Here is a 26147-nt window from a genome sequence, read left to right as displayed (position 1 = left end):
TTTTGTTTTTCATGGTTGGGACATCCCCTCTACGAGTCGTAGACCTGCCCCTCCCGGATTAAATTCGGGACAGGCTCTTCAAAGGGGGAATTTTTATTTTAGTACCAACATCCGTTTTGTTTCTGTGAACGAGCCGGATGTGAGTTTGGCGGTTTGCTGAGTATCGTATCACTGCAATTTACATGAAAACTTAATGTTCATTTCGTCTATAAATTCAAAGTCGTTAATGCACCTTACAGCCATGTTTTCACATACATTCGGTATTTTTATTTTGTTTGAATTAAGCGCAGTAACCTTTTCTTCTTTTGTAACAACAGTCGCACTTTCATTCATTGCATGCGCTATCAACCAAGGGTCAGCTAACGACCTTGACTTTGTGTTGTCAACTAAATTTTTGTGTAGAGGATTTTGAGAATATATGGATTGCAAACATTTGGTGACAGGTTCATCAATTTTGTGAATTGGGATGTTACTATTATTTAACCAATGCGATAGGTCATCTTCAGTCCGAGTTATTTCTTCATAAACTAACGCAGGGAGAAAAATCTTTTTTTGGATTCCCAACTGATTAAGAACATCCCAATACTCGGAGCAAAATTTGGGTGAATAGTATTTTAGCCAAGCTTGAATAAGTACATTGGCATCTAAACAATATAAATCTGCCTTTGTGCTCATTTATATAACTGTGCCTCTAATTTTTGAAATTTATTGACTCGAACATTAAGTAAATTACTTGCTTGAGTAGGTTCAATAAAACCTCCACGAAACGCATCTAAAACTGTTTGAGTAAATAGCCGACTATTTCTATTAAGTTGTAAGAGAAAATAGTTTGGACCACCGGGTTTTTCTTTCTTCTTTTGTTTTGCTTTATTTTCTGCTTCTCTTTTCAGAAAAGCGTTGTATTCAACATCCGCTTCTCGCTTCAATGCTTGATAAACACTGATTGAAATAAGATTGAGGTTTAACGCTCTCACTAAAAAAGCAAATGAACTAACCCCTAATTTTTTTGCAACCTTAAAAACTTCCATTGAATTATCAAAAGTGTTTTTATTTATGTTGTTCATGAAGTTTTCCGGTATTAAAGCATGCGCAGCAACTTCATTGCAAAACAACTCAATGGGGTGAAACTTATCTTTATTTTTAATTTCCGGTTCAATGTTGTTTGAAATACCAGTTTCAGCTATCCAAAGATGTGCAAGTTCATGTACAAGTGTGAATAATTGTGGTGCATTCCAATCGTCAGAGTTAATAAAAACAAAGGGTGCAAAAGGATCTGCAATTGCAAAACCTTGAATTTCTTCTGAATCTAATTTAAGTCGTGAGTGAATAAAACTTGTACGTGAAATGAATACTCCGTTCGACTCTGCTTTGTCTATCCATTCTTTAATTGGATTTTCAGTTTTGTAGTTAGCCGGGGTAATGCCAAATGTATTTAATATATCATTTGCAACATTTACCGGATTGTCTTTAATTGAAAATCTGCCGACAAATGGAATTTTATTTTCATTATTTTCTTCATTCAGTTCACTTATCCATGATTGTTTTTGTTGAATCTCACGGATAATAAATACTGAAGCAGTGCTTAATGATTTTGAGCCACTCTTTCTGAAGTCTTGAAGAGGCTGAAAGTCTTTTGGAATTTCCGGTAAAAAGAATAAAGCAAAAGGTCTTTTGTAAGCTTTTGCCAAGGTTTGTGCTTGTCTAATGGTAGGTTGGTTAGTTCCTGTTTCCCATTCTTTCAGTTTGTCGACAGATACAGAAACTTTTGCAGCAGCAGTTTCTTCGGACATTCTTGCCGATTCTCTTGCCCATTTAAAAACGTTTGGGGTTATGTATGCCTTGTCTGCCATTGAATGTCGAAGGTACAAAAAGAATATTAATGTTGTTTCAAAAGTAGTGTTTTGTTATAACTGTGATGTCTTTTAGTATGACTGCTAACTACGCAAGTATGATTTACGTAATATGTTTTTTTGAAGACATGTTTGTTGTTCTGTGACAGTATAACAAATATCCATTCTATTTTCAAGATTCGGAGATGGAATAATTTTGTTTTTCATTGGTGTGACATCCCCTCTACGAGTCGTAGACCTGCCCCTCCCGAAATAAATTCGGGACAGGCTCTTCAAAGGGGGAATATTTATTTTAATACTATCATCCGCCTTGTTTCGGTGAACGAACCGACCGTTAGTTTGTACAAATAAATTCCGGATGCGAGATTCTTTGCATCGAATTTGATTGAGTGAGAACCTGCTTCTTGTTTTCCATCAACTAAGGTTGCAATTTCTTTTCCAAGAATATCATACACCTTTAATGTTACATAATTGTGAATTGATAATTGATAATTGATAATTGTCAATGGATTAAAGGGGTTGGGATAGTTCTGATTCAAAACTACTTGCTTAGGGAGATCGGGAGAAGTAGTATTGATGATTGAGATTGACGATTGACGATTGACGATTTGTACATTGGTTATTGATGTTAATTGAGTTTTTGATCCATCAATTACTACGGAGATGTTTTGGGAAGCGTCAATAATTTTTGATGAGACTTTGATTGGATAGTGTTCTGAAGAAATATGGATGGGAATTTCTGCCGGATGTGTTTTATCAAACAATGTGACGAACTTGTTGGTGGAGTATCGGACATCGAATGCGCCGCCGGGAGGAGTGGGGGGCATCTCGAATTGATTACTGTTGAATTTTGATGACGTAGTTCCGAAATAGAGTGTTTGTTTCTTTCCCCGTGCGTCTTCAAATGTGAGTGAGTTGAGTTGTTCTAATTGTTCCTTCACACTCAAAGATTTTGGAAATACTATGTTCGATTGAGAAAGAATCAGTTCTCCTGCCTGTAATGCTTTCACCCAATATCCGTGCATCGGTTTAATGGTGTCGGTAATGTAGTAACCATCTTCATAACCGAAGATAGCAGACGTTGTCAATCCGGAAACACTCTCGGTAATTTGGTTGACAGAAATCGGAACGGAGAGCGAACCGATAATATTCCATCGCGCATTAACCTGTACGGTATCTGTGAAGATAGAATCGCCTGCAATAAATACATGTTGCGGTTTTTCAAATTTCAACCAGTAGCCGAAACCATTGTACAGTGTGTCACTGATTTTATATCCTTGTTCGAAACGATATGCTTCGCTCAAGGCGGTAGGGAAGAGGTTCAACTTCGACGCATCATTTACAGAGAGGTGAAGGGAGACCAAGTTCCAATCGCTGAGCACATGCGGTGCGATGATAATCGAAAAATATTGAGTTGAATCAATGACGGAACTATCGCTGAGATGAATGAACCGGAGTTTCGCAGTCTCAGTCGAATCAAACGGAACTGTCCAACTGAGTGAGTCCGTGTTCGCAGGAAGATTTGATGCGATTGTTTGCCAATCGGTTCCGTTGTTGGATGAATATTCGATGTCAACATTCGAGCAATATCTTTGCGTCCATTTGATTTGATATTCTTTTCCGGCAATAAGTGTCTCACCGTTTTTTGGATACTTGAGATTGAGAACAGGAACTCTCGGAAGCGAGCGTTGGTACAAGCCGTTCCCGAACGTTGATGCCCGAAGTATTCCGGTGATGTTTGAAATGGTGACATCAGTTATCATCGTGAGGGGCATTCCTGCATTGAAGTCGTTCCAGAATTCTCCGCCATCGGAAGAGTGATAGATTCCAAGGTCAGTTCCTACAAAAATATCTTCCGGGTTTTCCGGGTCGGTGACAATGGATTGCGTCGGAACATCGGGAAGGTTTGAGGTCAGGTTGAGCCACGTTTGTCCTAAGTTTGTCGTCTTGAAAACATGAGAAGTTCCGTAGCCGGAGTATGTCAGGAAAACAGTTTTGCTGTTTGAATAATCAAAATGAATATCGGTCGGATAGCGATTGGGAAGTGAGCCGGTTACGTTCGACCAATTTTGTCCGCCGTTGGTTGAAACGAAAATCTGAAAGAAAGGGGATGAGTTGTAACTTCCTGTTCCTGTTGACGCCATCAATGTATCTGAACTCAACCACGAAACGCCGATTGCCGAGACTTGTGTTCCGTTAAACCAGTTTCCGCCATTGGTTGCAAACCATGAGTCGCCGCCGTTGGTTGTTTTATACACCACCTTTGTACCTGCATACAAAATATCAGGATTGGAAGGGCTAATAACAAACGGCGCGATGAAGTTTGCATTACTCGAACCGGTTGGAAGACTTGCAGAAATACTTCGGAATGTTAAGCCGCCATTTGTTGATTTCGAAATTGTCAGATAGACATATTCATCAAAGACAATGTTATCGCTTCGCGGGTCAACTGCGCACCAACCGCCATCGCCGCCGTCAACTTTGTTCCATGCAGTGGTTCCGAGATATTTTAGCACTCCGTTATCCTGCAATCCACCGAACGCGATGTTTTCATTCAAAAAAGAATTTGCAAAGCCGGGATAAAACTGTGTCGTGACGAGTCCGCCGTTTCTTCCGGAGAAAGTTTCGCCTCCATCCGTTGATTGAAATACGCCACCATCAGTTCCTGCATAAATGATATTCGGGTCGGTTGGGTCAATGGCAATTGCATGATGGTCTGCGTGAGCATAGAGTGAGTCGCCTTCAATTCCACCCGGCGCGATGTAATACATGTAGCCATGTGTCCAATCTGTTTTTCGTGTGAGGTTCGCTCCGCCGGAGATTGATTCATACAAATCAATTCCACTGCAATACACAACGTTTTCATCTTGTGGGTTTACGGCGACAACATTATTGTACCAGCCCTGCGAGCCGACATAATTAGTAGATGAAACTTTCGTCCAGGAAATTCCACTATCTGATGATTTATATAAACCGAGAAGCGTACGTGTTGAACCACTACTGATTCCCGCGTACACTATTTGTGGATTTGATGGAGAGAACGCGAGAGCAGTTCTTCCAAAGTCAGAGAATGTCGGAGAATAATTTGTAATGAGCGTCCACGTTGCACCCGCATCGGTAGTTCGGTACATTCCCGGATTGGGGGACGAGTTTAAGTTGCCGTGAGAAGAAATCAACAACGAAGTATCGGAAGGACTCATCACCAAATCCATTGTCATCACGACTGAGTTGGAAACGCTCCATGTTTGTCCTGCATCGGCGCTTTTGTAAACACCTTCACTCGTAGCAACGTACACGGTGTTTGTGTTGAGCGGGTTGAGAACAATTTTTTGAATTGCCGTGATTTGAGAAAAAGTAAATGTGAGAGGAGTTGTGTTCCATGTTGCGCCTGCGTCTGTTGATTTCAAAATTCCCATTCCGTATGATGCTCTCGCTCCCGGAGTTCCTATCAACGGAAAATGATAATAACTGATTTCACCTGTCCCGATGTACATGACATTCGGATTTGCCGGGTCAATCGTGATTGCGCTGATGGAGATTGTCGGGAAGCCAGTGTTGACGTACTCCCATGCATCAGCGCCAATTCCTTTTGTGGTTGATTTCCATAATCCACCGCTTGCAGAGCCTGCCCAAAGGATGTTTGTGTTTGATGGGTCAATTGCGAGCGAAAGAATCCGCCCGCCTACGTTGTTCGGTCCGATAGATTCCCATTGAACTGTTTTGCCATTCGGTTGTCGTTTGGTTTCCTCTCGTTTCATTTTGCTTGATGCGTACCGATGAGCCTTCAATAGCGATTGCGATGCAATCATCCCATCTGAATTTTCCCGTTGACCATACCACCAGTTGAACGCGTCAAGCGCGTGACCTTCTTCCTCCTGTTCGTTTTTGAATGAGTTTGAGTTTTGAATGATAATAAAGAACGCAAGTACGAAGCATACGATTGAGGATGCAACGCTGAACAAAAATTTTGTTTGATGATATAGTTTCATGTGCCAAGAATATATTTCAAACATGAGAGAAAAACAATGTCAGGCGACATGACATTTTAAAAGAAGAACGAAAAAGTCATTTTGGAAAAGTGACTCAAGTTTGATTAAATTGGACACGATTAACCAATGAACACCACAGCCGTTTATAACTCCGTAGTCGAAACCGATACTGAACTTGAAGAAGATATCGGAATCGGAATGGATTTGCCATCCCGGGTAATACTCTTTAATGATGATATTCACTCATTCGATGAAGTCATCGGACAACTTATCAAAGCGATTCACTGCGACTCCATACGTGCAAACGCGATTGCATGGGAAGTTCATTCAAGAGGTAAATCAGCCGTGTTTGAAGGGGATATGCCGAATTGTATCCGCGTGAGCGGTGTGCTGGAAGAGATTGGTTTGCATACACAGATAGAAGTGTAAGAATGTTATGAGTCGTTCGAGGAGAAAAACTCCAATAAGAGGTATCACGACTGCCGAATCTGAAAAGAAGGATAAACATATCGCTCATAAGAAATTTCGAAGAAGAATGAAAACATCTTTGATTTTGAAATCCGAAGCGGGGCAGGTGTTACCCGAAATGAGAGAGATAAGCGATGTTTGGACAATGAGTAAGGACGGCAAAAAGTATTTTGACCCAAAGAAATATCCAAAACTAATGAGAAAATGACATCCAAAGAAATCAGACAACAATTTTTAGAGTTCTTTAAACAGCGCGGACATACGATTGTTCCGAGCGCATCAGTTATTCCATACGACGACCCGACGTTGCTTTTTACCAATGCGGGCATGAACCAGTTCAAAGACGTATTTCTCGGAACGGGAAAACGGGACTACGTTCGGTCAGCGGATTCTCAAAAGTGTATTCGCGTCAGCGGCAAGCACAACGACCTTGAAGAGGTTGGACGCGACACATATCATCACACGTTTTTTGAAATGCTCGGCAACTGGTCGTTCGGCGATTACTACAAGAAGGAAGCAATCGAATGGGCGTGGGAGTTACTTACGCAGGTTTGGGGACTTGATAAAAAGCGGCTTCATGCTACGGTATTTGAAACTGATGACGAAGCAGAACAACTTTGGAAGTCCGTTACCGACATTGAACACTCGCACATTCATCGTTGCGGAAAGAAGGATAATTTCTGGGAGATGGGTGAAACCGGTCCATGCGGTCCCTGCTCGGAAATCCATGTTGATTTGACAGAGGATTTATCAGGCGGACATTTGGTGAATGCTGGCGACCCGCGTGTGATGGAAATCTGGAATCTTGTTTTCATCCAATACAACCGGGATTCAAGTGGAAACTTAACGCCGCTTCCGGCAAAGCATGTTGATACGGGAATGGGTTTCGAGCGCATTTGTGCGGTGCTTCAAAAGAAGAAATCGAATTATGATACGGATGTGTTTTCTCCAATCATTGCTCGGATTGCTGAGTTGACAGGAAAACCCTACAGCGGTGAGCAGGGAGCGGTGAGCAGTGATTCTCAAAACTCTCATCAGACAGAGATAGATATTGCTATGAGAGTGATTGCTGACCACGTCCGCATGTTATCCTTTTCGATTGCCGACGGTGGAATTCCATCGAATGAAGGGCGCGGATATGTGATGCGAAGAATTCTCCGCCGTGCCGCGCGCTTTGGTAGAAATCTTGGAATGCGGGAGCCGTTTATTTACAAAGTAGTTCAGGCAGTTGTTGATTCGATGGGTGAACAGTATCCTGAGATTAAGGAGAAGCAATCGCATATTGAACGAGTGATTAAAGGGGAAGAGGAAAGTTTTAATGTTACGTTGGATAGAGGAATAGAATTACATAGTGCAGAAGTGCAGAGATGCAAGAGTGCAGGGGAGAATATTTTTTCCGGTGAAGTTGCTTTCAAATTGCATGACACGTTTGGTTTCCCGATTGATATGACGGAGATGATGGCGCGGGAAAATATGTTGGAGGTTGATAGTGCAAAGTTTGAAGAGTTGATGGAGGAACAGAAGGAACGTGGAAGGGCATCGAAACATAAAACTGCTTCCCTAATGGGTCATGGTACTACAACTCAACCTATTCGTTTCTCAGGATATGTTAAAGATGAATTAATAACAAGGGTAGCGGGTTTTGCCCGTGATGTTGATGCAAAATTCATAGGAGTTTTTCTAGATGAAACCCCTTTTTATGCCGAATCAGGAGGTCAAGTTGGTGATACTGGAATAATAGAAATATCAAATGTACCCGTGGAGCCGTTTCAAATTAGGTCACAAGATGTTAGTACAAGAACTTATTTGGTCACTGACACATTTAAAGATATTGGACAGTATATCCATAAAATACAGACTCCAGACCTATTTATACAAGGCTATGATAACAGAATAATCCACCTTGAAGTAAAGGTAAAAATTGATTCTGATAGACGTCGAAATATTGAGAAGAACCACACAGCCACACACATCTTCCATGAAGCATTGCGTCAGGTGATTGGTGAACATTCGCATCAACAAGGTTCGCTTGTCGCACCGGATTATTTGCGGTTCGATTTCAATCATTTTGAAAAACTGACAGCAGACCAAATTAAAGCAATTGAAGAAATCGTTAATGAGAAGATTGCTGAGAACATCACCGTCAACGCACTGAACGACCCGAAGGATTGGTTGTCCATCGAAGAAGCGAAACGTCGTTACCCGAAATTAAAAATGTTCTTCGGTGAAAAATATGGAGACACAGTTCGTGTTGTTGAAATTGACCCGAAATTTTCGGTCGAACTGTGCGGCGGAACGCACGTGAAAAACACGCGTGAGATTGGCTTGTTCAAAATTATTTCAGAAGGAAGTGTTGCAAGTGGAGTTCGTCGTGTCGAAGCGGTAACGGGAGATGGATTGAAACAGCACATCCAAAAGCAGATTGAGAAAGTCGGGCAGATGGATGAGCAGATTTCCAAGTTGATTGAGGAGAAAGAAGAACTTGAGAAGCAACTTGGTAATGCGCGAGTCGAGACAGCGTCTCGACCTACATTGGGTACTGTTTCACTTTCGACAGAATCACCGACTGCAAAAGATATTGAGTTGGTTGAACATGCAATCAAAGTGAGGGAACATACAATCGAGCAGGTTACAAAATCAACTCATGATCTGAAGAAAGAACTAAGTAAGCAGCGTGTGAAGGAAGCGTCATCAAATATCGATGCACTTGTTAGCGGTGGAAGTGAAGTTGCCGGGTTCAAAGTCGTTGCGGCGAAGATTGAAGTTTCAACCGCTGACGAGTTGAAAAACATCGGAGATACACTTCGCTCGAAACTTGGCTCCGGCGTTGGTGTACTTGCATCTGTGATTGATGAAAAAGTCTCGCTTGTTTGTGTTGTTACTGATGACCTCATCAAAGAGAAAAAATTACAGGCAGGGAAAATCGTCGGAGAGATTGCGAAGAAACTCGGCGGCGGCGGCGGCGGACGACCACATCTCGCAACTGCAGGCGGGAAGGATGTCGGGAAGTTGGATGAGGTGTTGAAGGATGTTGCTAATTTTATTCACCACGGATAACACAGATACAACACGGATTTACACTGATTCGATATCTTATTTTTTACCTTTTGCATTTTTACTTTTGAATTGATTTTATGGCTCATTTACCGTTAACACTTTTGTACAGACAAAAATATATTCAGGACGAACTCGATGCAAGTGCTGAGACAAAGAAGAAAATGTTTGAAGCATGTGCAGGAGATATTCTGAAGGCAGTTGATGCAATTATCGGTGCGTTCAACAACAAGAAAAAAGTGTTGTTGTGCGGCAACGGCGGAAGCGCGGCAGACTCGCAACACATTGCAACCGAACTTGTCATTCGCATGAGCAAGCCGGACAGACCGGCACTTCCCGCTATTGCGCTGACAACCGACACTTCATGTCTCACCGCAGGTGGCAATGACATCGGATTCGATAATATTTTTAGTCGGCAGGTTGAAGCGTTGGGAAATGCCGGTGATGTTCTCATTGCAATAAGTACGAGCGGCAAATCGGAAAATGTGAATCGCGCAGTCAATGAAGCAAAGAAAAAAGGGATGATTGTTATAGGATTTCTCGGAAAAGGAGGCGGCTCATCAAAAGAGTTAGTTGATATTCCCATTATCATCCCATCCAATGACACGCAACGAATTCAGGAAGGACACATTACGGTTGCTCACATTATCTGTGGGATTGTTGAGAATGAAATGTTCTCGTGATTGGTTGAATGGTTAATTGGTTAAATAGTTAATTGGTGAGTGGTTAGTTGTGAGTATTTTTTATTATTCAGTTGTCAGTATCTGAACAGGTTTACTTGAAATCTGAAACAAGAAACTTGAAGCGCATATCGCACATCTTTCACCCGCCTCAGGCGGGCAAGTATCGAATATCGTTCGATGAGTAGTCCGCGCCGTAACGACTTTCTCATTCCCACACTTGCTGTTCTGTTCGATGGAATAGCAATTGAACTCGCATTTCTGTTTTCTTACTGGCTGAGATTTCAAACCGACTTTCTTTCCTTCCTCAATGTAAGTGAAGATACGCCGCCCCTCGATGCATATGTTTATGGTTCATTGGTTGTGATACCTGTTTGGTGGGTTCTGTTTAATTCGAGAGAGATGTACGGAGCGAGGCGAAATGTTTCGCTTGCTGATGAATTTGTCAATGTGTTGAAGTTGGTTAGTTTGGGAATGTTGCTCGTGATGAGCGCGGCGTTTTTCTACCGAGCGTTTTCTTATTCCCGAATTGTATTCGGTTTGCTTTGGATATTTTCCTCCTTGTTTCTTTTCATCGGACGTGTTCTTGTATTCCAAATAGAAAAATCTTTATACAAGAAGGGAAAAGAACTCCGCAACGCGGTCATCATCGGCAACAATCAAACAGCGAACAGGATTTATGAGACACTTCACAATCACTCTTTACTTGGCTACAAGTTCATCGGGTACTTTGCTCAAACGAAATGCGCTGAGGATGAATCGCTTGCCAAAGAACACTATCTCGGAACATTTGATGAAGTATCCGATTCGCTAAGCAGGCAGAAGATTGAACTTGTGTTAGTTGCGATGAATCTCGATGAACATGATTCGCTCTACAAATTACTCCGCGAGTGTGAAGGCATCAATGTTGAGTTTATGATGGTGCCGGATATTCTTGAGTTGATGGCGGGCGGAATGAAGGTGAAAGAAATCGAAGGAATTCCTTTCATCAAAATTAAAGGGGTGCCGATTACGACGTGGGGGAGAATCATGAAACGGGGATTTGATGTGGTTGTCGGTTTAGGGCTCGTGGTCGCTGGTTCGTGGTTGTTTGGGGTGATTGCAATTGTTATCAAACTAACATCGAAAGGTCCGGTTTTTTTTAGACAAGAGCGAATTGGGTTTGATGGTGAACCGTTCGAGATGATAAAATTCAGAACGATGAACGTTGGCGCTGAGAAGTTTGACAATCAAGTAGGTCTCGGAATAAAAGACGACCCGCGCCAGACAACAATCGGAAAAATTCTTCGCAAGACAAGTCTTGATGAAATTCCTCAATTGTTCAATGTTTTGAAAGGCGAGATGAGTTTAGTCGGTCCGAGACCGGAACGTACATTTTACGTGGAGAAGTTCAAGAATATTATTCCGAAATATCTTGACCGTCACCGAGTAAAAACTGGAATGACGGGTTGGGCGCAGATTCACGGATTGCGCGGCGATACGTCGCTTGAAGAACGAATCCGATACGATTTATTTTACATCGAAAACTGGTCGCTCGGTTTGGATTTGAAAATTTTGTTTAAGACAGTCGGGGCTGTTATCTTTCATCGTGATTGAACGATTATCCAGAGCCACTATTTTCGAGACCGCTGAAGCGGTTAGATGCTGTTATTGTTTGATTTCTCCACAACTGAAGTTGTGGGCTACTCGTAATTCACAACTTATCACTCACAAATGATAATTCTTTTCGTTTTTTATCTCCACACTGTTGCCGCAATCTATTCGTTCACGAAGCGCTGGCAAGAAACAAATTTTATCTGGGGATTTCTCTCTGTTATTTTAATCGTACTCGTTTTTTCGGTAGGTTGGACGTTGGCTGATTCTCTGTTGAAATTAGTCATAGAGAAACCCGGACTTGGACCGATGTTCGACAGAGATGCAATGGCCCTATCGTTGGTGACTATTATTGAAATCTTGTTTTTATATTTTCAAACGATATGGCGCAACCGGAAACAAGTTCCGGCTTGAGCGGACTGTGGAAAATATTATTCTACAGAAATTTCGTACTCTTTTATTTTCGTGTATAAAGTTTTCTGACTAATACCAAGGGCTTCCGATGCTTTCGCACGATTGCCCTTGAAAATTTTTAAAACTTTTTCGATGTGTTCCTTTTCCATATCATCGAGCGAAAAGGTTTTGGTTCCCTGTTCCGGTTGTTGGTCGGTAAGATGGAGGTCGTGTTGTTCGATGATTTCTCCGCTCGAAAGTATAATTGCCCGCTCGATGACATGCTCAAGTTCACGAACATTCCCGGGCCAATTATACATCATCATCGCGTTTAATGCTTCCTTGCTGAGTTGCTTCGGTTGTTTTGTTTTTGATTTCTTTTGAAGAAAGAAATCCACGAGTAAGGGAATATCTTCGACATGGTCTTTTAATGCGGGCATACGAAGTGTGAAAACATTCAATCGGTACAATAAATCTTCCCTGAATCTTCCAGCACGCGCTTCTTCCTGAAGGTTTTTATTTGTTGCCGAGAGAACCCTGACGTTCGCTTTCAATTCATTCGTTCCTCCAACGCGGCGAAATGTCCCATTTTCTAAAAAGCGAAGCAATTTCGGTTGAACCGTCTGACTGATGTCACCAACTTCATCAAGAAACAACGTTCCGCCATTGGCGACTTCAACAAGTCCCGGCTTGGCTGTATACGCGTTTGTGAACGCTCCTTTTTCATGCCCGAACAATTCGCTTTCAAGGAGCGAATCAGGAATGGAGGAACAATTCACCGGCACAAAAGGATAATGAACGCGCGGGCTGTTCTTATGGATAAAATTTGCAATTAGTTCTTTCCCGGTTCCGCTCGGTCCCAAAATGAGCACAACAGAATCACTTTCCGCAACTCGTTTACCGTAGAGTAATATGTCAACCACTGCTTTACTATTACCGATAATTTCAGATGTCCCTGCTTTCCGTTCGAGTTCTTCCTGAAGAAGTTTATTGTCAATGGCAAGCTTTTTATGCTCGATTGCCCGTTCGATTTTTTGTTCAAGTTGATTGATATCGAATGGTTTCCCCAAAACATCAATAGCGCCGAGTTTGGTCATCTCGACTGCTAATTGAATGTCAGCAAAATTGGAGATAATAATTGTTTGGGAGGAGGGAGAATGTTCCTGGACAAATTTTAAGACTTCCTTGCCATCAACGCGGGGCATTTTGAAATCTAAAAGAACAACATCGTATAATTTTTTTTGAATAAGGTTGATGGCTTCAACACCATCGAAGGCGAGGTCAACCTCGAAGGTTTCCCGTTCCTGAAGTTCCTCCCGTAGAAGTTTCGTTAATGATGCCTCATCATCGACAATGAGTATGTTAAACCGTTGCGGCAACGTTACTCTTCAGCATCATTGAAAGAGAAAGTTACTCCCCTAACACACGTTCGATTGTGGTGAGTAAATCCACAAGGTCGTACGGCTTGCTGATAAAATCTTCTGCGCCAAGTTTCTTTGATTCAATAGCATTTTTCAAATCTGCAAAGGCGGTAAGCATAATAACTTTGATTGCGGGATAATCCTTTTTAATAAATTTGAGTACTTCAAAGCCATCGACTTTTGGCATTTTGATATCCAATAAAACAATATCAAACTGTTCTTGTTTGATGATTGCAATGGCTTCATCTCCGTCCGCCGCGGTACCGACTTTGTAGCCTTCATTTACTAACTCACCGCTCAACACTGTACGGAGAGCTTCTTCGTCGTCAACTACTAAGACCTTATGTTGATTATCCATGAAAAATCCTTTTGAAAAATATTATTGAAAAATGCTCATACGCATTTTTCGTTTGGCAAATTAATGAATTTGAATCTAAAAAGCAACAGAAATTTTGTTCTTTTGCTGATTTATATTGTCACCGCGTTAAATCTTTCAAAATAACAGGTGAAGCGGGGTTGACAAAGGAGAAAATTAATGTAGGAATTCCGTTCTACAAGTAATATTCAGAATCCACATCAAATGGGCGCAACAAGTAAGAGTCGGGATGCCGGGATTTGAACCCGGGACCTCCTGCGCCCAAGGCAGGCGCGCTAGCCGAGCTGCGCTACATCCCGAATCGAACGTGGCAAATATACAAAAGTTCATTACACGAAGCAATGTTGTTTTTTACTGAAATTTTTCTGTCATTTGAGCAGGCTATGTTTAACTTTGAATGCAATTTTCTCTCGTAGATGACTTTTCTTAATCCCCTTGTTCTCTTTGGGACACTTGCTGCGGCAATTCCCGTTATTCTCCATTTATTGAACCTTCGGAAACTCAGAACCATCGAATTCAGCACATTACGGTTTTTGAAGGAATTACAACAGACGAAAATACGAAAACTGAAAATCCGGCAATTGTTGTTGCTGATTATTCGAACGCTGTTGGTTTTGTTGTTGGTATTGGCATTTGCACGACCTGCATTTCGGGGGACATTGCTCGGAACCATCGGAGGGAATGCTCATTCCTCAGTAGTATTTATTGTTGATGATTCATTTAGCATGAGTGCGTCCGATGAACGGGGCGAATTGCTCAAGCAATCAAAAGAGAATATCCTGAAGTTGATTGACTTACTGACTGAAGGTGATGAGGTCTTTCTCCTGAAACTTTCCGATTTGCCGGACGCTACAATTTCACCTGCCACGCACGATTTCCGTTCGCTCAGAAAGATTGTAAGTGACATTTCAATTTCATCCGTAACTCGTCCGTTGAATGATGCAATTCGGCTCTCCTCGAAATTGCTGTCCGAGTCGAAGAATGCTAACAAGGAAGTTTATGTCATCAGCGACATGCAACAGACCCTGTTCACAGAAATGCTTGCGCCTCAGAATCAACCTTCACAATCATTGTTTGATGTAAATGTAAAATTCTTCCTTATCAATCTTGGAACGAGTGCTTCTGCAAATGTGGCGATTGATTCTGTTGAAGTGAAAACCACACTTGTCGAAAAAGATAAACCGGTGAATGTATTTACCTCCATCAGAAACTTTAGCGGCAATGTTCAGCAGAATTATGTTGTGAGTGTGTTTCTTGAAGGAGTACGTGTGGCGCAAAACAGCGTGCGGCTTGACCCATGGAGTTCGGCAACACTTGATTTTTCACTCACACCAAAAAAATCCGGTTTTGTTAAAGGATATGTTGAGTTAGAAACTGATGCAGTCGAACAAGACAACCGCCGTTACTTCACCATTCATGTTCCTGAAAAAATATCTGTCGCAGTTGTTTCCAATTCTCAAAACGAAAGCAGGTTCCCCATGCTCGCGCTTCGTTCGGGAGATAATCAGGAAGGACATGCGCTGTTCGACATCAAACAAACGACAGCAAAAGATTTTCAATTTCTTGATATAAATAAGTTCGATGTTCTTGTTGTGTCGTTTCCTGATGGATTGACGTTGAGCAGTGTTGGTAAAATAAAGAACTTTGTTTCAGGCGGCGGCGGATTAGTACTCTACCCATCATCGAATTATCAGCAAGATGAAATAAGCAGAGCATTACTTACTTCGCTCTCGATTCCACAGGTTGAACGAGTTGTAGGGAGCGAGCAGTCAACCTCGTCGCTTTCTTTCAAGGAAATTGATTATGACCACCCGTTGTTTGCAACAGTCTTTGAAAAGAACCAAACAACATCAGCCCAAAATAAATTGAATGTGGAATCTCCTTCGATTCTGAAAACATTGGCTCGTACGGTAGGAAAAGAAGCGCACATGATTATCTCTCTGAGTGATGGTTCAGCATTTTTCTCCGAACATAATCTTGGAAGCGGAAAGATATTATTCTACTCAGCCGCGCCAACACTCTCTTGGTCTGATTTTCCGGTGAAGGGAATTTTTGTGCCGTTGATGTATCGCTCGGTTGTTTATACTTCATCGAGGGGAAAAACTCAATACTCGTTTACAACCGGTGATGAACCGGTAGTAAATCTGCAAAACGTTCCGCTCGCGTTGATGTCTGGAACATTTAAGTTGAATTCCCCCGACGGAATGGAAGAATTGGTTTCGCAATCGAGTGAAAATACAAAGCAGTCAGGTACGCAACGACAAGGTTCAGGGTTATCAATCGGGTTGAAAAAATTGACACAATCGGGATTTTATCAACTCAATAATCAAAACGAATTGCTAACCATTATAGCAGTCAATACAAACAAGAATGAATCGGATGGAAGAAAAATTGAATCGGATGCACTGGCTAAATTCTGGAAGCAGTTCGGCATAGAATCAGCAGCCATTACAACGCTTGATAAACCGGAAGATGTTCAAATAACAGTAACTCAATCTCGTTTCGGTGTCGAGTTGTGGAAGCATTGTCTCGCTCTTGCGCTGATGCTTGCATTACTTGAAATGTTCATCGCACGCGATAGCAGGAAAGAAACGCAACAAATGTTTGCGGCGGCGCAACAAGGATAAAGATGGAACTTCACTCAACACAAAAAACAGAACGGGCAATTGTTGTCGGCTTAGTGACGAATAAAGTCAGTCGCTACCAAGTGCGCGATTATCTTGATGAACTCATCAGACTTGCCGATACAGCGGGAGTCGAAGTTGTTCACAAAATTACGCAAGAGCGTGATGGAATCCAACCGGCTACGTATCTTGGTAAAGGCAAAATTAATGAGATTGCTCAACTTGTCGAACAAGAAAAAATAGAATCAGTAATTTTTGATGATGACCTTTCCGCTATGCAGGTAAGAAATCTTGAGAAAGTAATGAAGTGCAAAATTATTGACCGAAGCGGATTAATTCTCGATATTTTCGCATCAAGAGCGAAGACGAAAGAGGCGATGACGCAAGTAGAACTTGCACAACTTCAGTACATGTTGCCGAGATTAACGAGAGCATGGACGCACTTATCGAAACAATACGGCGGTGTTGGAACGAAAGGACCCGGCGAAACACAGTTGGAAGTTGACCGTCGTGCAGTTCGCGCTCGCATCGGAAATCTGAAAGAGAAATTAGAAGGAATCAGTGTTGAGCGAAGTGTACAACGGAGCCGGAGAAAAGAGTGGACACGTGTGGCATTGGTTGGATATACGAACGCAGGAAAATCTACATTGCTTAAACAAATGTCCGGTGCTGATGTTTTCATTGAAGATAGATTATTTGCAACGCTCGATACAACAGTTCGACAAGTTGCCATCTCGCAAACAAAAAGAATTCTTTTATCAGATACGGTCGGATTTATCAGGAAACTTCCGCCACATTTGATTGCATCATTCAGAAGTACATTGGCTGAAGTTGTTGAAGCGGATGTCGTGCTGCATGTTGTAGATGTCAGTCATCCGCAATTTGAAGAACATGTCTGTGTTGTGCGTGAAACGCTTCAGGAACTCGGCGCGGGAGAGAAGCCAACAGTCATTGTTTTCAACAAAATAGATGCACTTCAAGACCGGGGATTGGTGACTTCGTTGGGCAAAGAATACGAAAACGCTGTATTTATCTCCGCATCACGCGGTATTAACATTTCAAGCCTGAAAGAAAAAATTCTTGAAGTGCTTGAACACGAATTGAAAGAACAGATTCTGCATCTCATGCCGTCAGATTACCGGCTCGTCTCAAAACTCCATGAGTTTGCAGAAATCATTGAGAAGGAATACGATGAAAATAACACGATGAAAATTCGTTTTCGGTTCGATAAGAAGTTTGACGGACGGCTGAAAAAATTACTCAGCAAAAGTGGAATTAACGTTATTAACTCGTAGACCAGAAAGTTTGAAATAATGGTACACGTTGCAGTTGAAGCGGCAAAGGTCGCAGGGAAATTTCTCAAACAAAGCGTTGGCAAAATCAAAACAATCGAACAGAAAGATGGGAGCGAACGGAACCTCGTTACGGAGATTGACAAACGCTCGGAGGAGATGATTATCGAAATCATCAGGAAACATTTTCCGTCACATGAGATTCTCGCCGAAGAACGGGGAAGTCAGGGGTCCTCTAAAACAAAATGGATTATTGACCCGCTTGATGGAACGACCAACTTTACACACGGACTTCCGGTGTTCTGTGTTTCCATCGGCATTGAACACGATGGCGAAATAATTGCAGGAGTGATTTACGACCCGAACCTTGATGAAATGTTCACAGCAGAAAAAGGAAAAGGCGCTTACTTGAATGGAAGAAAAATGAAAGTGTCGCAAACACAAACACTTGGTAAGAGTTTACTTGTTACCGGTTTTCCCTACAACATAGTTGAAAATCCTAATCATGCGGTGGAACGATTTGTAAATTTTCTGATGAAGGCACAAGCAGTTCGTCGTATGGGTTCGGCGGCGATTGATTTGGCGTACGTCGCGTGCGGCAGATACGATGGATTCTGGGAAGTCGCCCTCAATCCCTGGGACATGGCGGCAGGAATGTTACTTGTGCAGGAAGCAGGAGGGACGGTGACAGATTTTCATGGTGGGAAGTTCAGTGTGTATCAGAAAGAAATTCTTGCAAGCAACGGAGTTGTCCACAATGAAATGATTTCTGTGATAAAAGCCAATTGACGATTTACGATTGCCTACGGCTCATTGAGAGTCATTGTATCATTTGTTTCAATGATTCAATCGTCAATGATACAATCGTCAATGGTTTAATGCATCAACAACTCTTTCTCTCACTTCATCAATATTGAAGGGCTTCAATAAATAACCTTCCGCTCCAAGTTTACGCGCTTCGAGAGCTATGTGTAAATCATCCATCGAAGTCAGCATATACACTTTCAGTTTGATTTCATTGTCGTGAATGAATTGCAAAACCTCCAAGCCGGTTTTGTTCGGCATTTTCATATCAAGCAATGCGAGGTCGAACGTATGTTGCTTCAGTAACGAAATTGCTTCCGCTCCGTCCGATGCTTCTCGAACATGAAAATTATTTTCTTGTAATTCGGTAACAATCACCGACCGTAATGAATCTTCATCATCGGCAACTAAAATGTGAAATTGGTTTGACATAAATCCCCGTTGTTGTTCAAATTAATGTGGTGCAAATTAAGGAAAAAGTCAGGCAAAAAGCAACTCTCTATTTATTTTAGTACGAGAAAAAAAATATTTTGGAAAATGCTTGACTTTTTCTCTTTTTTTCCATATCATAACGGCGTAGCAACACAGGATGCATGGGAAATTTACACAAAATATTTTATCCACCTGAGGATACGCAGTTAAACGAGTTTAACAAAAACCCGCTGAAGGACATTTACGCCCTGATGTCAACGATCCCCTTGGGACGGGTTTTGTGTTTATGTAACTATCCTGATTCAACACTACATTTTCAAAATAATTGTCGAGGAACATAGTATGAAAATTAGATTATTTATTATACTCACGTTTTGTTGCGTCATCACAAACTATTCACAGCAATCTAAATGGTATTGGCAGAACCCTCTACCTCATGGAAATTCAAATTATGGCGTTCATGTTCTCGAACCCGGACACGTTATCATCGCTGGGAATGCAAGTACAATTATTAAGACCAAAGATTTTGGAGAAACTTGGGATATACAACACAACATCGCAGGCACCAAACAATTTTTGTTTGATATATTTTTTAGTACTGAAGATACAGGTTGGGCGGTTGGCGAAAACGGTATCGTATTAAAGACAGTTGATGCTGGAATTACTTGGATTAAATTACGATCGGTCATGAATGAACAATTATATAAAATTCAATTTATTGATTCATACACAGGTTGGATGGTGGGTATGGCTAATCCGCCGGGAGATGCCTTAGTGTATAAAACGACCGATGGAGGTCTGTCGTGGTCTGCGATACCGATTGGGCTTGATGGAATAGCAACAACTTGTATGTATTTTGTAAATGCTATGACTGGATGGATAGTGGTTGATGCCGGTCCTGCAGGACCAATTATATCTCATATCTTGAAAACAACTAATGGTGGGGATTCATGGGAAATACAAAACATTTACGAAGGACCAATATTCAATATTCAATTTGCAAATAGTAGCGTTGGATGGTGGAGTGGAGGACAAGGCAAAATAATGATGACGACAGATGGAGGAGAGTCATGGAATTTGCAAACAAGCGGTACAGGACAATCGTTATATGGTATGCACATAAAAGACGAAAAGCATGGATGGGCTGTTTCTGAAGGAGGAGAGATATTAAAAATGTCCGATGGCATTCATTGGCAACAACAAAACAGTGGAACGACAGACAGGTTAAACACGGTGTATTTTTTAGATACGCTTAACGGATGTGTCGTTGGCAATGCAGGAAAAATTCTTATCACGACGGATGGAGGTTTTACATGGGGATCAAAAATACATGGAACGACTGATGATTTAACCGATATTGTATTTACCGCCGATAAAATTGGCTGGGCGGTTGGTGGGAACAACTATTCGCTGAGCGGAGGTGTTATTTTCAAAACAACGAATTTTGGTCGCGACTGGAATACCGTTAGTACTGTTGGTTCACCGCTTCAATCACTTTCTTTTCCTACCGAGGAGAAGGGATGGGCTGTTGGACTCTTCGGCGAGATTGTACATACAACAGATAGGGGGAATACTTGGCATTATCAAACGAGCGGGACATCTTTAAGTTTACTTTCGGTTCAATTCATGGATACATCAAGAGGATACGCTGTCGGAGGGCAAGAGATTGATTGGGTTGAATCACAAGAAGAAAAATACCCATCTTTAAGAAATAGAGTTGTTCAACGAAGTTCATCTGAGAAATTGAGTACTTCTGTCATTTTGAAGACAGATAATGGCGGGCAGGATTGGCAAATATTACCGCACGATTTTGGCGCAACATTGTATTCGGTTTTTTTCATTAACCGCGACACGGGGTGGACCGCTGGTATTAATTACGAAATCGGTCAGAGCATAATAAGTAAAACCACCGATGGCGGAAGTACGTGGACACAAACAACCATTTCCTATGAAAGTATTTATGAAATAAAATTTGTTAGTCCATTACTGGGATTTGCAGGGGGTGGATACTATTGGAATGGAAGATTGTACAGAACAATAGATGGTGGAAATACTTGGTCGCTCTTTGCTGAAGGTCTTTCTTCAAGTATCAGGGCGATGACATTTCTTGATTCTACATTTGGATATGCTGCCGTGCGATGGGGCGATATATACGCTACAACCAATGGCGGAAAAAATTGGCTTGCTCAACTAAGTCCTAACGGAAATAGTTTACGGGGTATTACCTTTGTTGATGCTGATACGGGGTTCGCTGTTGGCGATGGCGGAACAATTCTCGTTACCCGTAATGCGTCGTCACCATTATTACCGTATCAACCGATGTTAAGTCGTCCTCCGAACAATTCTGAGATAGACAAAAACGCTACTGTCATTGCATGGAATCAAGCATATAATGCTTTACGGTATCAACTGGAAGTTTCTGAAGATTCATTATTCGAAGAGGACGTACTTCTCGACACGATTCTTACACGGACATTTATCATAGCATCGTTTCTTTCAGAAGGGACGAAGTATTATTGGCGTGTTCGAAGTCTGAATGACACAAAAATTAGTCAATGGTCAGAAATATGGAGTTTCCGAACAACGCCATTTTTTCAATACCATTATAATGTTGAGAAACGGTGGAATCTTCTCTCATTACCCTTACAAGTTCCGGATTGGAGGAAGAGCGCCATATTTCCCACATCATCCTCTGACGTGTTCACATTCACAAGTGATGGCAATTATGAACGTCAAGATACATTAGAAAATGGGAAAGGATTTTGGCTGAAATTTCCGAGCGCACAATTGGTAACTTTACTGGGAAAGAAAAACACATTCGATACGATCGACGTACGGGAAGGTTGGAATCTCATCGGTTCTGTTCAAGACACACTCTCGACCTCGATGATAACGACGTTCCCTTCCAACATCGTTGTTTCTGAATATTATGAATTTACAAAATTATATAAGACGACCGGAACACTACTTCCTTTACATGGATATTGGGTAAAAGTCTCGACCGATGGGAAGTTGATACTATCTTCTGAATCCCGAGCATTTGAAAAAGAAAGACCTGTTTCGGTTAACGCGCAACTTGAAGATGCCGCTCAAATAGTGTTTACCGATACTGAAGGAAATCAACAAAGACTCTTTATTGATGGAGGAACAACAATGAATATTCCGGAATCATATTTTGAATTTCCTCCCGTACCTCCGCAAGGATGTTTTGATGTACGTTTCGCCACGCAAAAGCAAGTTGAAAATATTTCAAATGGAGGCACAACATTCCTTAAGATATTGCTCTCGTCAACGAGCTATCCGATTACTGTTAACTGGTTGCAACAGAAGAAGAACATAACTGCCAAATTACAGATTGGCTCGCAAGTGGCTGATTTGATTCAAAAGAAAAATTATATAATCGAACATGATAATAACGAGATTGTTCTGCAAGTAACCAGCAAGGAAAATGTTCCGAACTGCTATTCACTTGAACAGAACTACCCTAACCCCTTTAACCCGACTACGGTTGTACGTTATCAGTTATCAGTTAATAGTTTGGTTACTCTCAAAGTGTATGATATGCTCGGAAGAGTTATTGCTACGCTTGCAGATGAAGTTCAGGATGCAGGCTACAAGTCAATCGAATTTGATGCAAGCAATTTACCAAGCGGCATTTATTTCTATCGCCTCACGGCATTGCCCGCTTCAAACGGCTCGAATGTTCCTTCGTCAAACTCAGGAGAAATGTTCACCGACATGAAGAAAATGCTCTTGCTGAAGTGAACTTCTTTGTTTGACATCATGTTTATATTTCCGTGCATTGGAGAATATGTTTTCAACAACGGAAGCAAACTTGTTTCCATTGCGTCTGTTCTTTTTACCATCATGGTCGCTTTCATCCCATGTGATGTGATGGAGTGGGAAGATGAACCATTGTTGATGTACGATGTCTCAATGCGGACGGAAGATGTTCTAATGTTCATCAAAGATAAAGTAATGGTACGTGAAGATAAAGCAAAGTTACTCGAAGATAGAGCAATGTAATGTCAAGATAAAGCGATGTAACTCGAAGATGAAGTAATGTAAGTCAAAGATAACGTAATGTTGAGTTGTTTCGTTGCATTGTAATGTCAATTCGCAGTGTTGTAACGTAAAGATAGTCCAATGTTGGCTTTTTTAATCAGAAAGTAAGATAGTTCAAATGTAAATCAATTATAACCAAAACAATAACAAAGGGAAAACACATGAAAACAAATGCAAGTCAATCAGAACAACAGCAATTAGCGAAGGCATATGTCGTCCTGAAAAACGGGAGCGAAGATGCCGAGTTGCGCCCCTTACTCGTGAACTGCGGTTATACCGATGAGCGGATGGGAGAAGGTTGGGAGTTATACAACATCGCAATTGCCAGTACAGCGACGAAAAAGTCGGTGAAAGCAAAACAGAAGGAAGCGTCGAAAGCAGAGGACTTCAAGCAGTTGGAAATTCATAAAAAGTATATGAGTTTGAAGAAGACTTCACTCGCGCATCTTACCCCCACCGATATTGAAATACTTGGGTTTAATTCTGCAGTGCCAAGGACCGAAGCCACGTTTCTCAACGCCGCACGTATCGCCTATAAAAATTCGTTAGAGACAGACACCATCAAAACCGAACTGGCAAAATGGGGCTACAATGGGGAGCGGCTCGTTGCTGAACAAGCGGAAGTGGAAGTCTATGCCGCTCTCAGTTCTGCACAGAGCAGTGCAGTAGGTACGACCCAAAGCCAAACGAAAGATAAGAAGACCGCCTTCGCGAACTTGGCGAAATGGATTACTGCATTTGTGAAGACAGCAGAAGCACAATTGATGTACACGCATCCGCAGTTGTTGGAGAAGTTGGGGAAGAAAGTATTATCCGGTCCGACGAAAGCACAACGCTTAGGAAAGAAGAAAGCGGCGGCAACGCGTGCGGCAAAGAAGGCAGCTAAGGGAACGTGAACTCAATGGAGTGATGGAGTATTGGAGTGATGGAGTGGTGGAGTATTCAGTACTCAGTAAACAGGAACTGGGAACAGAAAACTGAAAACAGGAAACTGAAACAGGAAACTTAGAGAAATCCCTTACTCCATCACGTTTAGTAAAAGTCAATCGTAAACCCCACGCCAAGTGTAGTCAGTCGCTGATTATAATATTCGGCAAACATGTGCGTTCCGGTGTAATAGCCAAGATACATCGTAACACCTTTCTCGTACCACGTTCCGAATTTGATACCTGCTTGTACATTATGACTTGCGTGATACGTCGGTTCGCCTGTCAATGAAAGTTGGTAAGCAAGAAACAGGTTGGTTGGTTGATTGAGAATTTCTCCCAGACTCTTTTCTGAATACGATTCAACCCCTGTAAAATATGATAGTCGTGCTATTTCGTTCGGTCGGACGAGTGTGGCGTATGAAATGCCTCCATAATACCTGAACTTTAAGAAATTTGAAGTTTGAATTCGGGCGATTGTCAGTTCACCGAAATCTTGTGTGTACGGAATCGGCTCACGATTATCAAGCCACGAATGAGTTGCGGTTGAGTAATGACCATCCACAAGATGCGCGCTGTGGTGGAGTATTCGTAAGCGACTTTGCCAATAGTTTGAATCCGATGTTTGGGAGAGTGAAATGTTGCCGCCGAAGAACCCATCCACAGCATCAATTTGAAGTCGTAAGCCCTGCGCGCCGGTGACAAATGCGTACGCAAAGAAGTCGGCGCTGACACGCAAGTTGATGTTCGATGAGGGAATCACATACCCGAATACATCAACGGAATTTCCGATATCCACCTTCATTTCCTCTGCATCGGTGAATTTGAAAACACCGATACGCGGCTCCGCGATGTTTGCTTTGAACGGCACGAAGTTCAATCCCGAAGGAAATAACACCCAATGATTTTTTTCCGTATCTTCTTGTGCGAATGATACAGCGGGAAAAATCAAAAAGAAAAATACAAACAAGTTCAGTTTCATAAATTCAAAAAACGGTTAGCCAATATACCAAACAAAGAATGTTTTCACAATGGAAGTAACACTCACACAGGATGAACTCCGACGGTACGGCAGACATATCATCATGCCGGAAATCGGGGAGGAGGGACAGAAGAAACTCAAAGCCGCACGAGTGTTGATTATCGGTGCGGGAGGATTGGGTTCTCCTCTCGCGTTGTATTTAGCCGCCTCCGGTATCGGTACGCTTGGCATTGTTGATTTCGATGTCGTTGACATTACAAATTTACAACGTCAGGTGCTTCACTCAACGGAAAATATCGGCACATCGAAACTTGAATCAGCACAAGAGAGAATCAAACAAATAAATCCACATGTCGAGGTTGAAACATTTCCTGTTCGATTGTCTTCGGAAAACGCGTTGGAAATAATTCGCCGCTTTGATATTGTGATAGATGGAACGGACAACTTCCCAACTCGCTATCTTGTCAATGATGCGTGTGTGATGTTGAAGAAACCGAATGTCTATGGAAGTATTTTCCGGTTTGATGGACAGGTGAGTGTATTTGATGCGGAACGAGGTCCGTGTTATCGTTGCTTGTATCCGAGTCCGCCGCCGCCGGAGTTGGTTCCGAATTGTGCGGAAGGTGGAGTGCTTGGCGCACTACCCGGAGTTATCGGTACATTGCAGGCGTTAGAAGCCATGAAGTTGATTCTCGGATGCGGTGAACCTCTTATCGGTCGTTTGCTTGTGTTTGATGGATTGATGCTTCAGTTTCAGGAATTGAAAATAAAAAAGAATCCTGACTGCCCTATGTGCGGTGAACATCCATCAATAACAAAACTGATTGACTACGAAGAATTTTGTAATCCGTCCACTGGCTTCCTAACAGAGAAGAACGAACTGACACCGAAAGAACTCCATGAACTGATGAAGAAAGAGAACAACATTTTTCTTCTTGATGTCCGTGAGCAATACGAGTATCGCATTTGCAACATCGGTGGTGTTTTGATGCCGCTGGCGACTATACCTCAACATCTTGACGGACTGCCGAACGATAAACCAATTGTCGTGATGTGTCATCATGGAATACGAAGCGCGCGGGCAGTTGAGTTCTTGAAGAATAACGGTTTTCACAACGTCATCAACCTTGCCGGAGGAATTGATGAATGGTCCCGAACGGTTGATACTTCTGTTCCTCGTTACTGATGTCGTTTTGAA

Annotated in this window: 19 protein-coding genes and 1 tRNA gene; 12 read left to right on the top strand and 8 right to left on the bottom strand. The window is 42.0% G+C overall.

The window, feature by feature from the left end; genetic code table 11:
• Nucleotides 1–168 precede the first annotated feature (168 nt).
• The 3 genes from HY960_10970 to HY960_10960 all read right to left on the bottom strand — a co-directional run bounded on the left by HY960_10970 (nt 169) and on the right by HY960_10960 (nt 5839).
• On the bottom strand, nt 169–675 hold the full coding sequence (locus tag HY960_10970) for a DUF4411 family protein (protein MBI5216263.1): 507 nt from the start codon (nt 673–675) through the stop codon (nt 169–171).
• The gene (locus HY960_10965; GenBank protein ID MBI5216262.1) at nt 672–1850 is read right to left on the bottom strand and encodes an ImmA/IrrE family metallo-endopeptidase; all 1179 of its coding nucleotides are present in this window, start codon (nt 1848–1850) and stop codon (nt 672–674) included. Before HY960_10965 ends, HY960_10970 begins: the two co-directional genes overlap by 4 nt.
• 287 nt (nt 1851–2137) lie before the next feature.
• On the bottom strand, nt 2138–5839 hold the full coding sequence (locus HY960_10960) for a T9SS type A sorting domain-containing protein (protein MBI5216261.1): 3702 nt from the start codon (nt 5837–5839) through the stop codon (nt 2138–2140).
• 126 nt (nt 5840–5965) lie between these two features.
• On the opposite strand from HY960_10960, the gene HY960_10955 reads away from it, so the two are divergent.
• From HY960_10955 to HY960_10935, 5 genes are all read left to right on the top strand, one after another.
• The gene (locus HY960_10955; GenBank protein ID MBI5216260.1) at nt 5966–6268 is read left to right on the top strand and encodes an ATP-dependent Clp protease adaptor ClpS; all 303 of its coding nucleotides are present in this window, start codon (nt 5966–5968) and stop codon (nt 6266–6268) included.
• A 243-nt stretch (nt 6269–6511) separates the two neighbouring features.
• Entirely contained in the window at nt 6512–9364 is a 2853-nt protein-coding gene (gene alaS / locus HY960_10950) for an alanine--tRNA ligase (GenBank protein ID MBI5216259.1), read from the top strand.
• A 77-nt stretch (nt 9365–9441) separates the two neighbouring features.
• Nucleotides 9442–10044, top strand: a complete 603-nt coding sequence (locus HY960_10945; protein MBI5216258.1) for a D-sedoheptulose 7-phosphate isomerase — start codon at nt 9442–9444, stop codon at nt 10042–10044.
• Nucleotides 10045–10221: 177 nt separating this feature from the next.
• On the top strand, nt 10222–11637 hold the full coding sequence (locus HY960_10940; GenBank protein MBI5216257.1) for an undecaprenyl-phosphate glucose phosphotransferase: 1416 nt from the start codon (nt 10222–10224) through the stop codon (nt 11635–11637).
• Between the two features lie 117 nt (nt 11638–11754).
• Entirely contained in the window at nt 11755–12048 is a 294-nt protein-coding gene (locus HY960_10935) for a hypothetical protein (protein MBI5216256.1), read from the top strand.
• A gap of 17 nt (nt 12049–12065) precedes the next feature.
• Here the strand turns inward: HY960_10935 and HY960_10930 are convergent, their stop codons facing one another.
• The 3 genes from HY960_10930 to HY960_10920 all read right to left on the bottom strand — a co-directional run bounded on the left by HY960_10930 (nt 12066) and on the right by HY960_10920 (nt 14123).
• Entirely contained in the window at nt 12066–13406 is a 1341-nt protein-coding gene (locus tag HY960_10930) for a sigma-54-dependent Fis family transcriptional regulator (protein MBI5216255.1), read from the bottom strand.
• 31 nt (nt 13407–13437) lie between these two features.
• Entirely contained in the window at nt 13438–13806 is a 369-nt protein-coding gene (locus HY960_10925; GenBank protein MBI5216254.1) for a response regulator, read from the bottom strand.
• A gap of 242 nt (nt 13807–14048) precedes the next feature.
• Nucleotides 14049–14123: transfer RNA gene (locus tag HY960_10920), tRNA-Pro, on the bottom strand.
• 117 nt (nt 14124–14240) lie between these two features.
• Here HY960_10920 and HY960_10915 point away from each other — a divergent pair.
• Genes HY960_10915 through HY960_10905 form a run of 3 tightly spaced genes read left to right on the top strand, consistent with a single transcriptional unit; the run spans nt 14241 to nt 18529 of the window.
• Nucleotides 14241–16451, top strand: coding sequence for a BatA domain-containing protein (locus HY960_10915; GenBank protein MBI5216253.1), 2211 nt, complete (start codon nt 14241–14243; stop codon nt 16449–16451).
• 2 nt (nt 16452–16453) lie between these two features.
• Nucleotides 16454–17743 (top strand): GTPase HflX, encoded by a 1290-nt coding sequence (gene hflX / locus HY960_10910; GenBank protein MBI5216252.1) that lies wholly within the window; start codon nt 16454–16456, stop codon nt 17741–17743.
• A gap of 18 nt (nt 17744–17761) precedes the next feature.
• Nucleotides 17762–18529 (top strand): inositol monophosphatase, encoded by a 768-nt coding sequence (locus tag HY960_10905; protein MBI5216251.1) that lies wholly within the window; start codon nt 17762–17764, stop codon nt 18527–18529.
• 78 nt (nt 18530–18607) lie between these two features.
• On the opposite strand, the gene HY960_10900 is transcribed toward HY960_10905, so the two are convergent.
• Nucleotides 18608–18976, bottom strand: coding sequence for a response regulator (locus HY960_10900; protein ID MBI5216250.1), 369 nt, complete (start codon nt 18974–18976; stop codon nt 18608–18610).
• Between the two features lie 342 nt (nt 18977–19318).
• Here HY960_10900 and HY960_10895 point away from each other — a divergent pair, with 342 nt between their 5' ends.
• The 3 genes from HY960_10895 (at nt 19319) to HY960_10885 (ending at nt 23937) form a co-directional block, all read left to right on the top strand.
• Nucleotides 19319–22741, top strand: coding sequence for a T9SS type A sorting domain-containing protein (locus HY960_10895; GenBank protein MBI5216249.1), 3423 nt, complete (start codon nt 19319–19321; stop codon nt 22739–22741).
• Between the two features lie 18 nt (nt 22742–22759).
• Entirely contained in the window at nt 22760–23002 is a 243-nt protein-coding gene (locus HY960_10890) for a hypothetical protein (protein ID MBI5216248.1), read from the top strand.
• Between the two features lie 200 nt (nt 23003–23202).
• Entirely contained in the window at nt 23203–23937 is a 735-nt protein-coding gene (locus HY960_10885; GenBank protein MBI5216247.1) for a hypothetical protein, read from the top strand.
• Nucleotides 23938–24073: 136 nt separating this feature from the next.
• On the opposite strand, the gene HY960_10880 is transcribed toward HY960_10885, so the two are convergent.
• Nucleotides 24074–24949 (bottom strand): DUF1207 domain-containing protein, encoded by an 876-nt coding sequence (locus HY960_10880; GenBank protein MBI5216246.1) that lies wholly within the window; start codon nt 24947–24949, stop codon nt 24074–24076.
• A 49-nt stretch (nt 24950–24998) separates the two neighbouring features.
• On the opposite strand from HY960_10880, the gene moeB reads away from it, so the two are divergent.
• Nucleotides 24999–26135, top strand: a complete 1137-nt coding sequence (moeB, locus tag HY960_10875; GenBank protein ID MBI5216245.1) for a molybdopterin-synthase adenylyltransferase MoeB — start codon at nt 24999–25001, stop codon at nt 26133–26135.
• Nucleotides 26136–26147: the final 12 nt, after the last annotated feature.

This window comes from Ignavibacteriota bacterium (genome assembly GCA_016212665.1).
Lineage (GTDB): Bacteria > Bacteroidota > Ignavibacteria > UBA10030 > SZUA-254 > FW602-bin19.
Note: the sequence above shows the minus strand (reverse complement) of the source record. Positions and strands in the feature narration are given on the sequence as shown.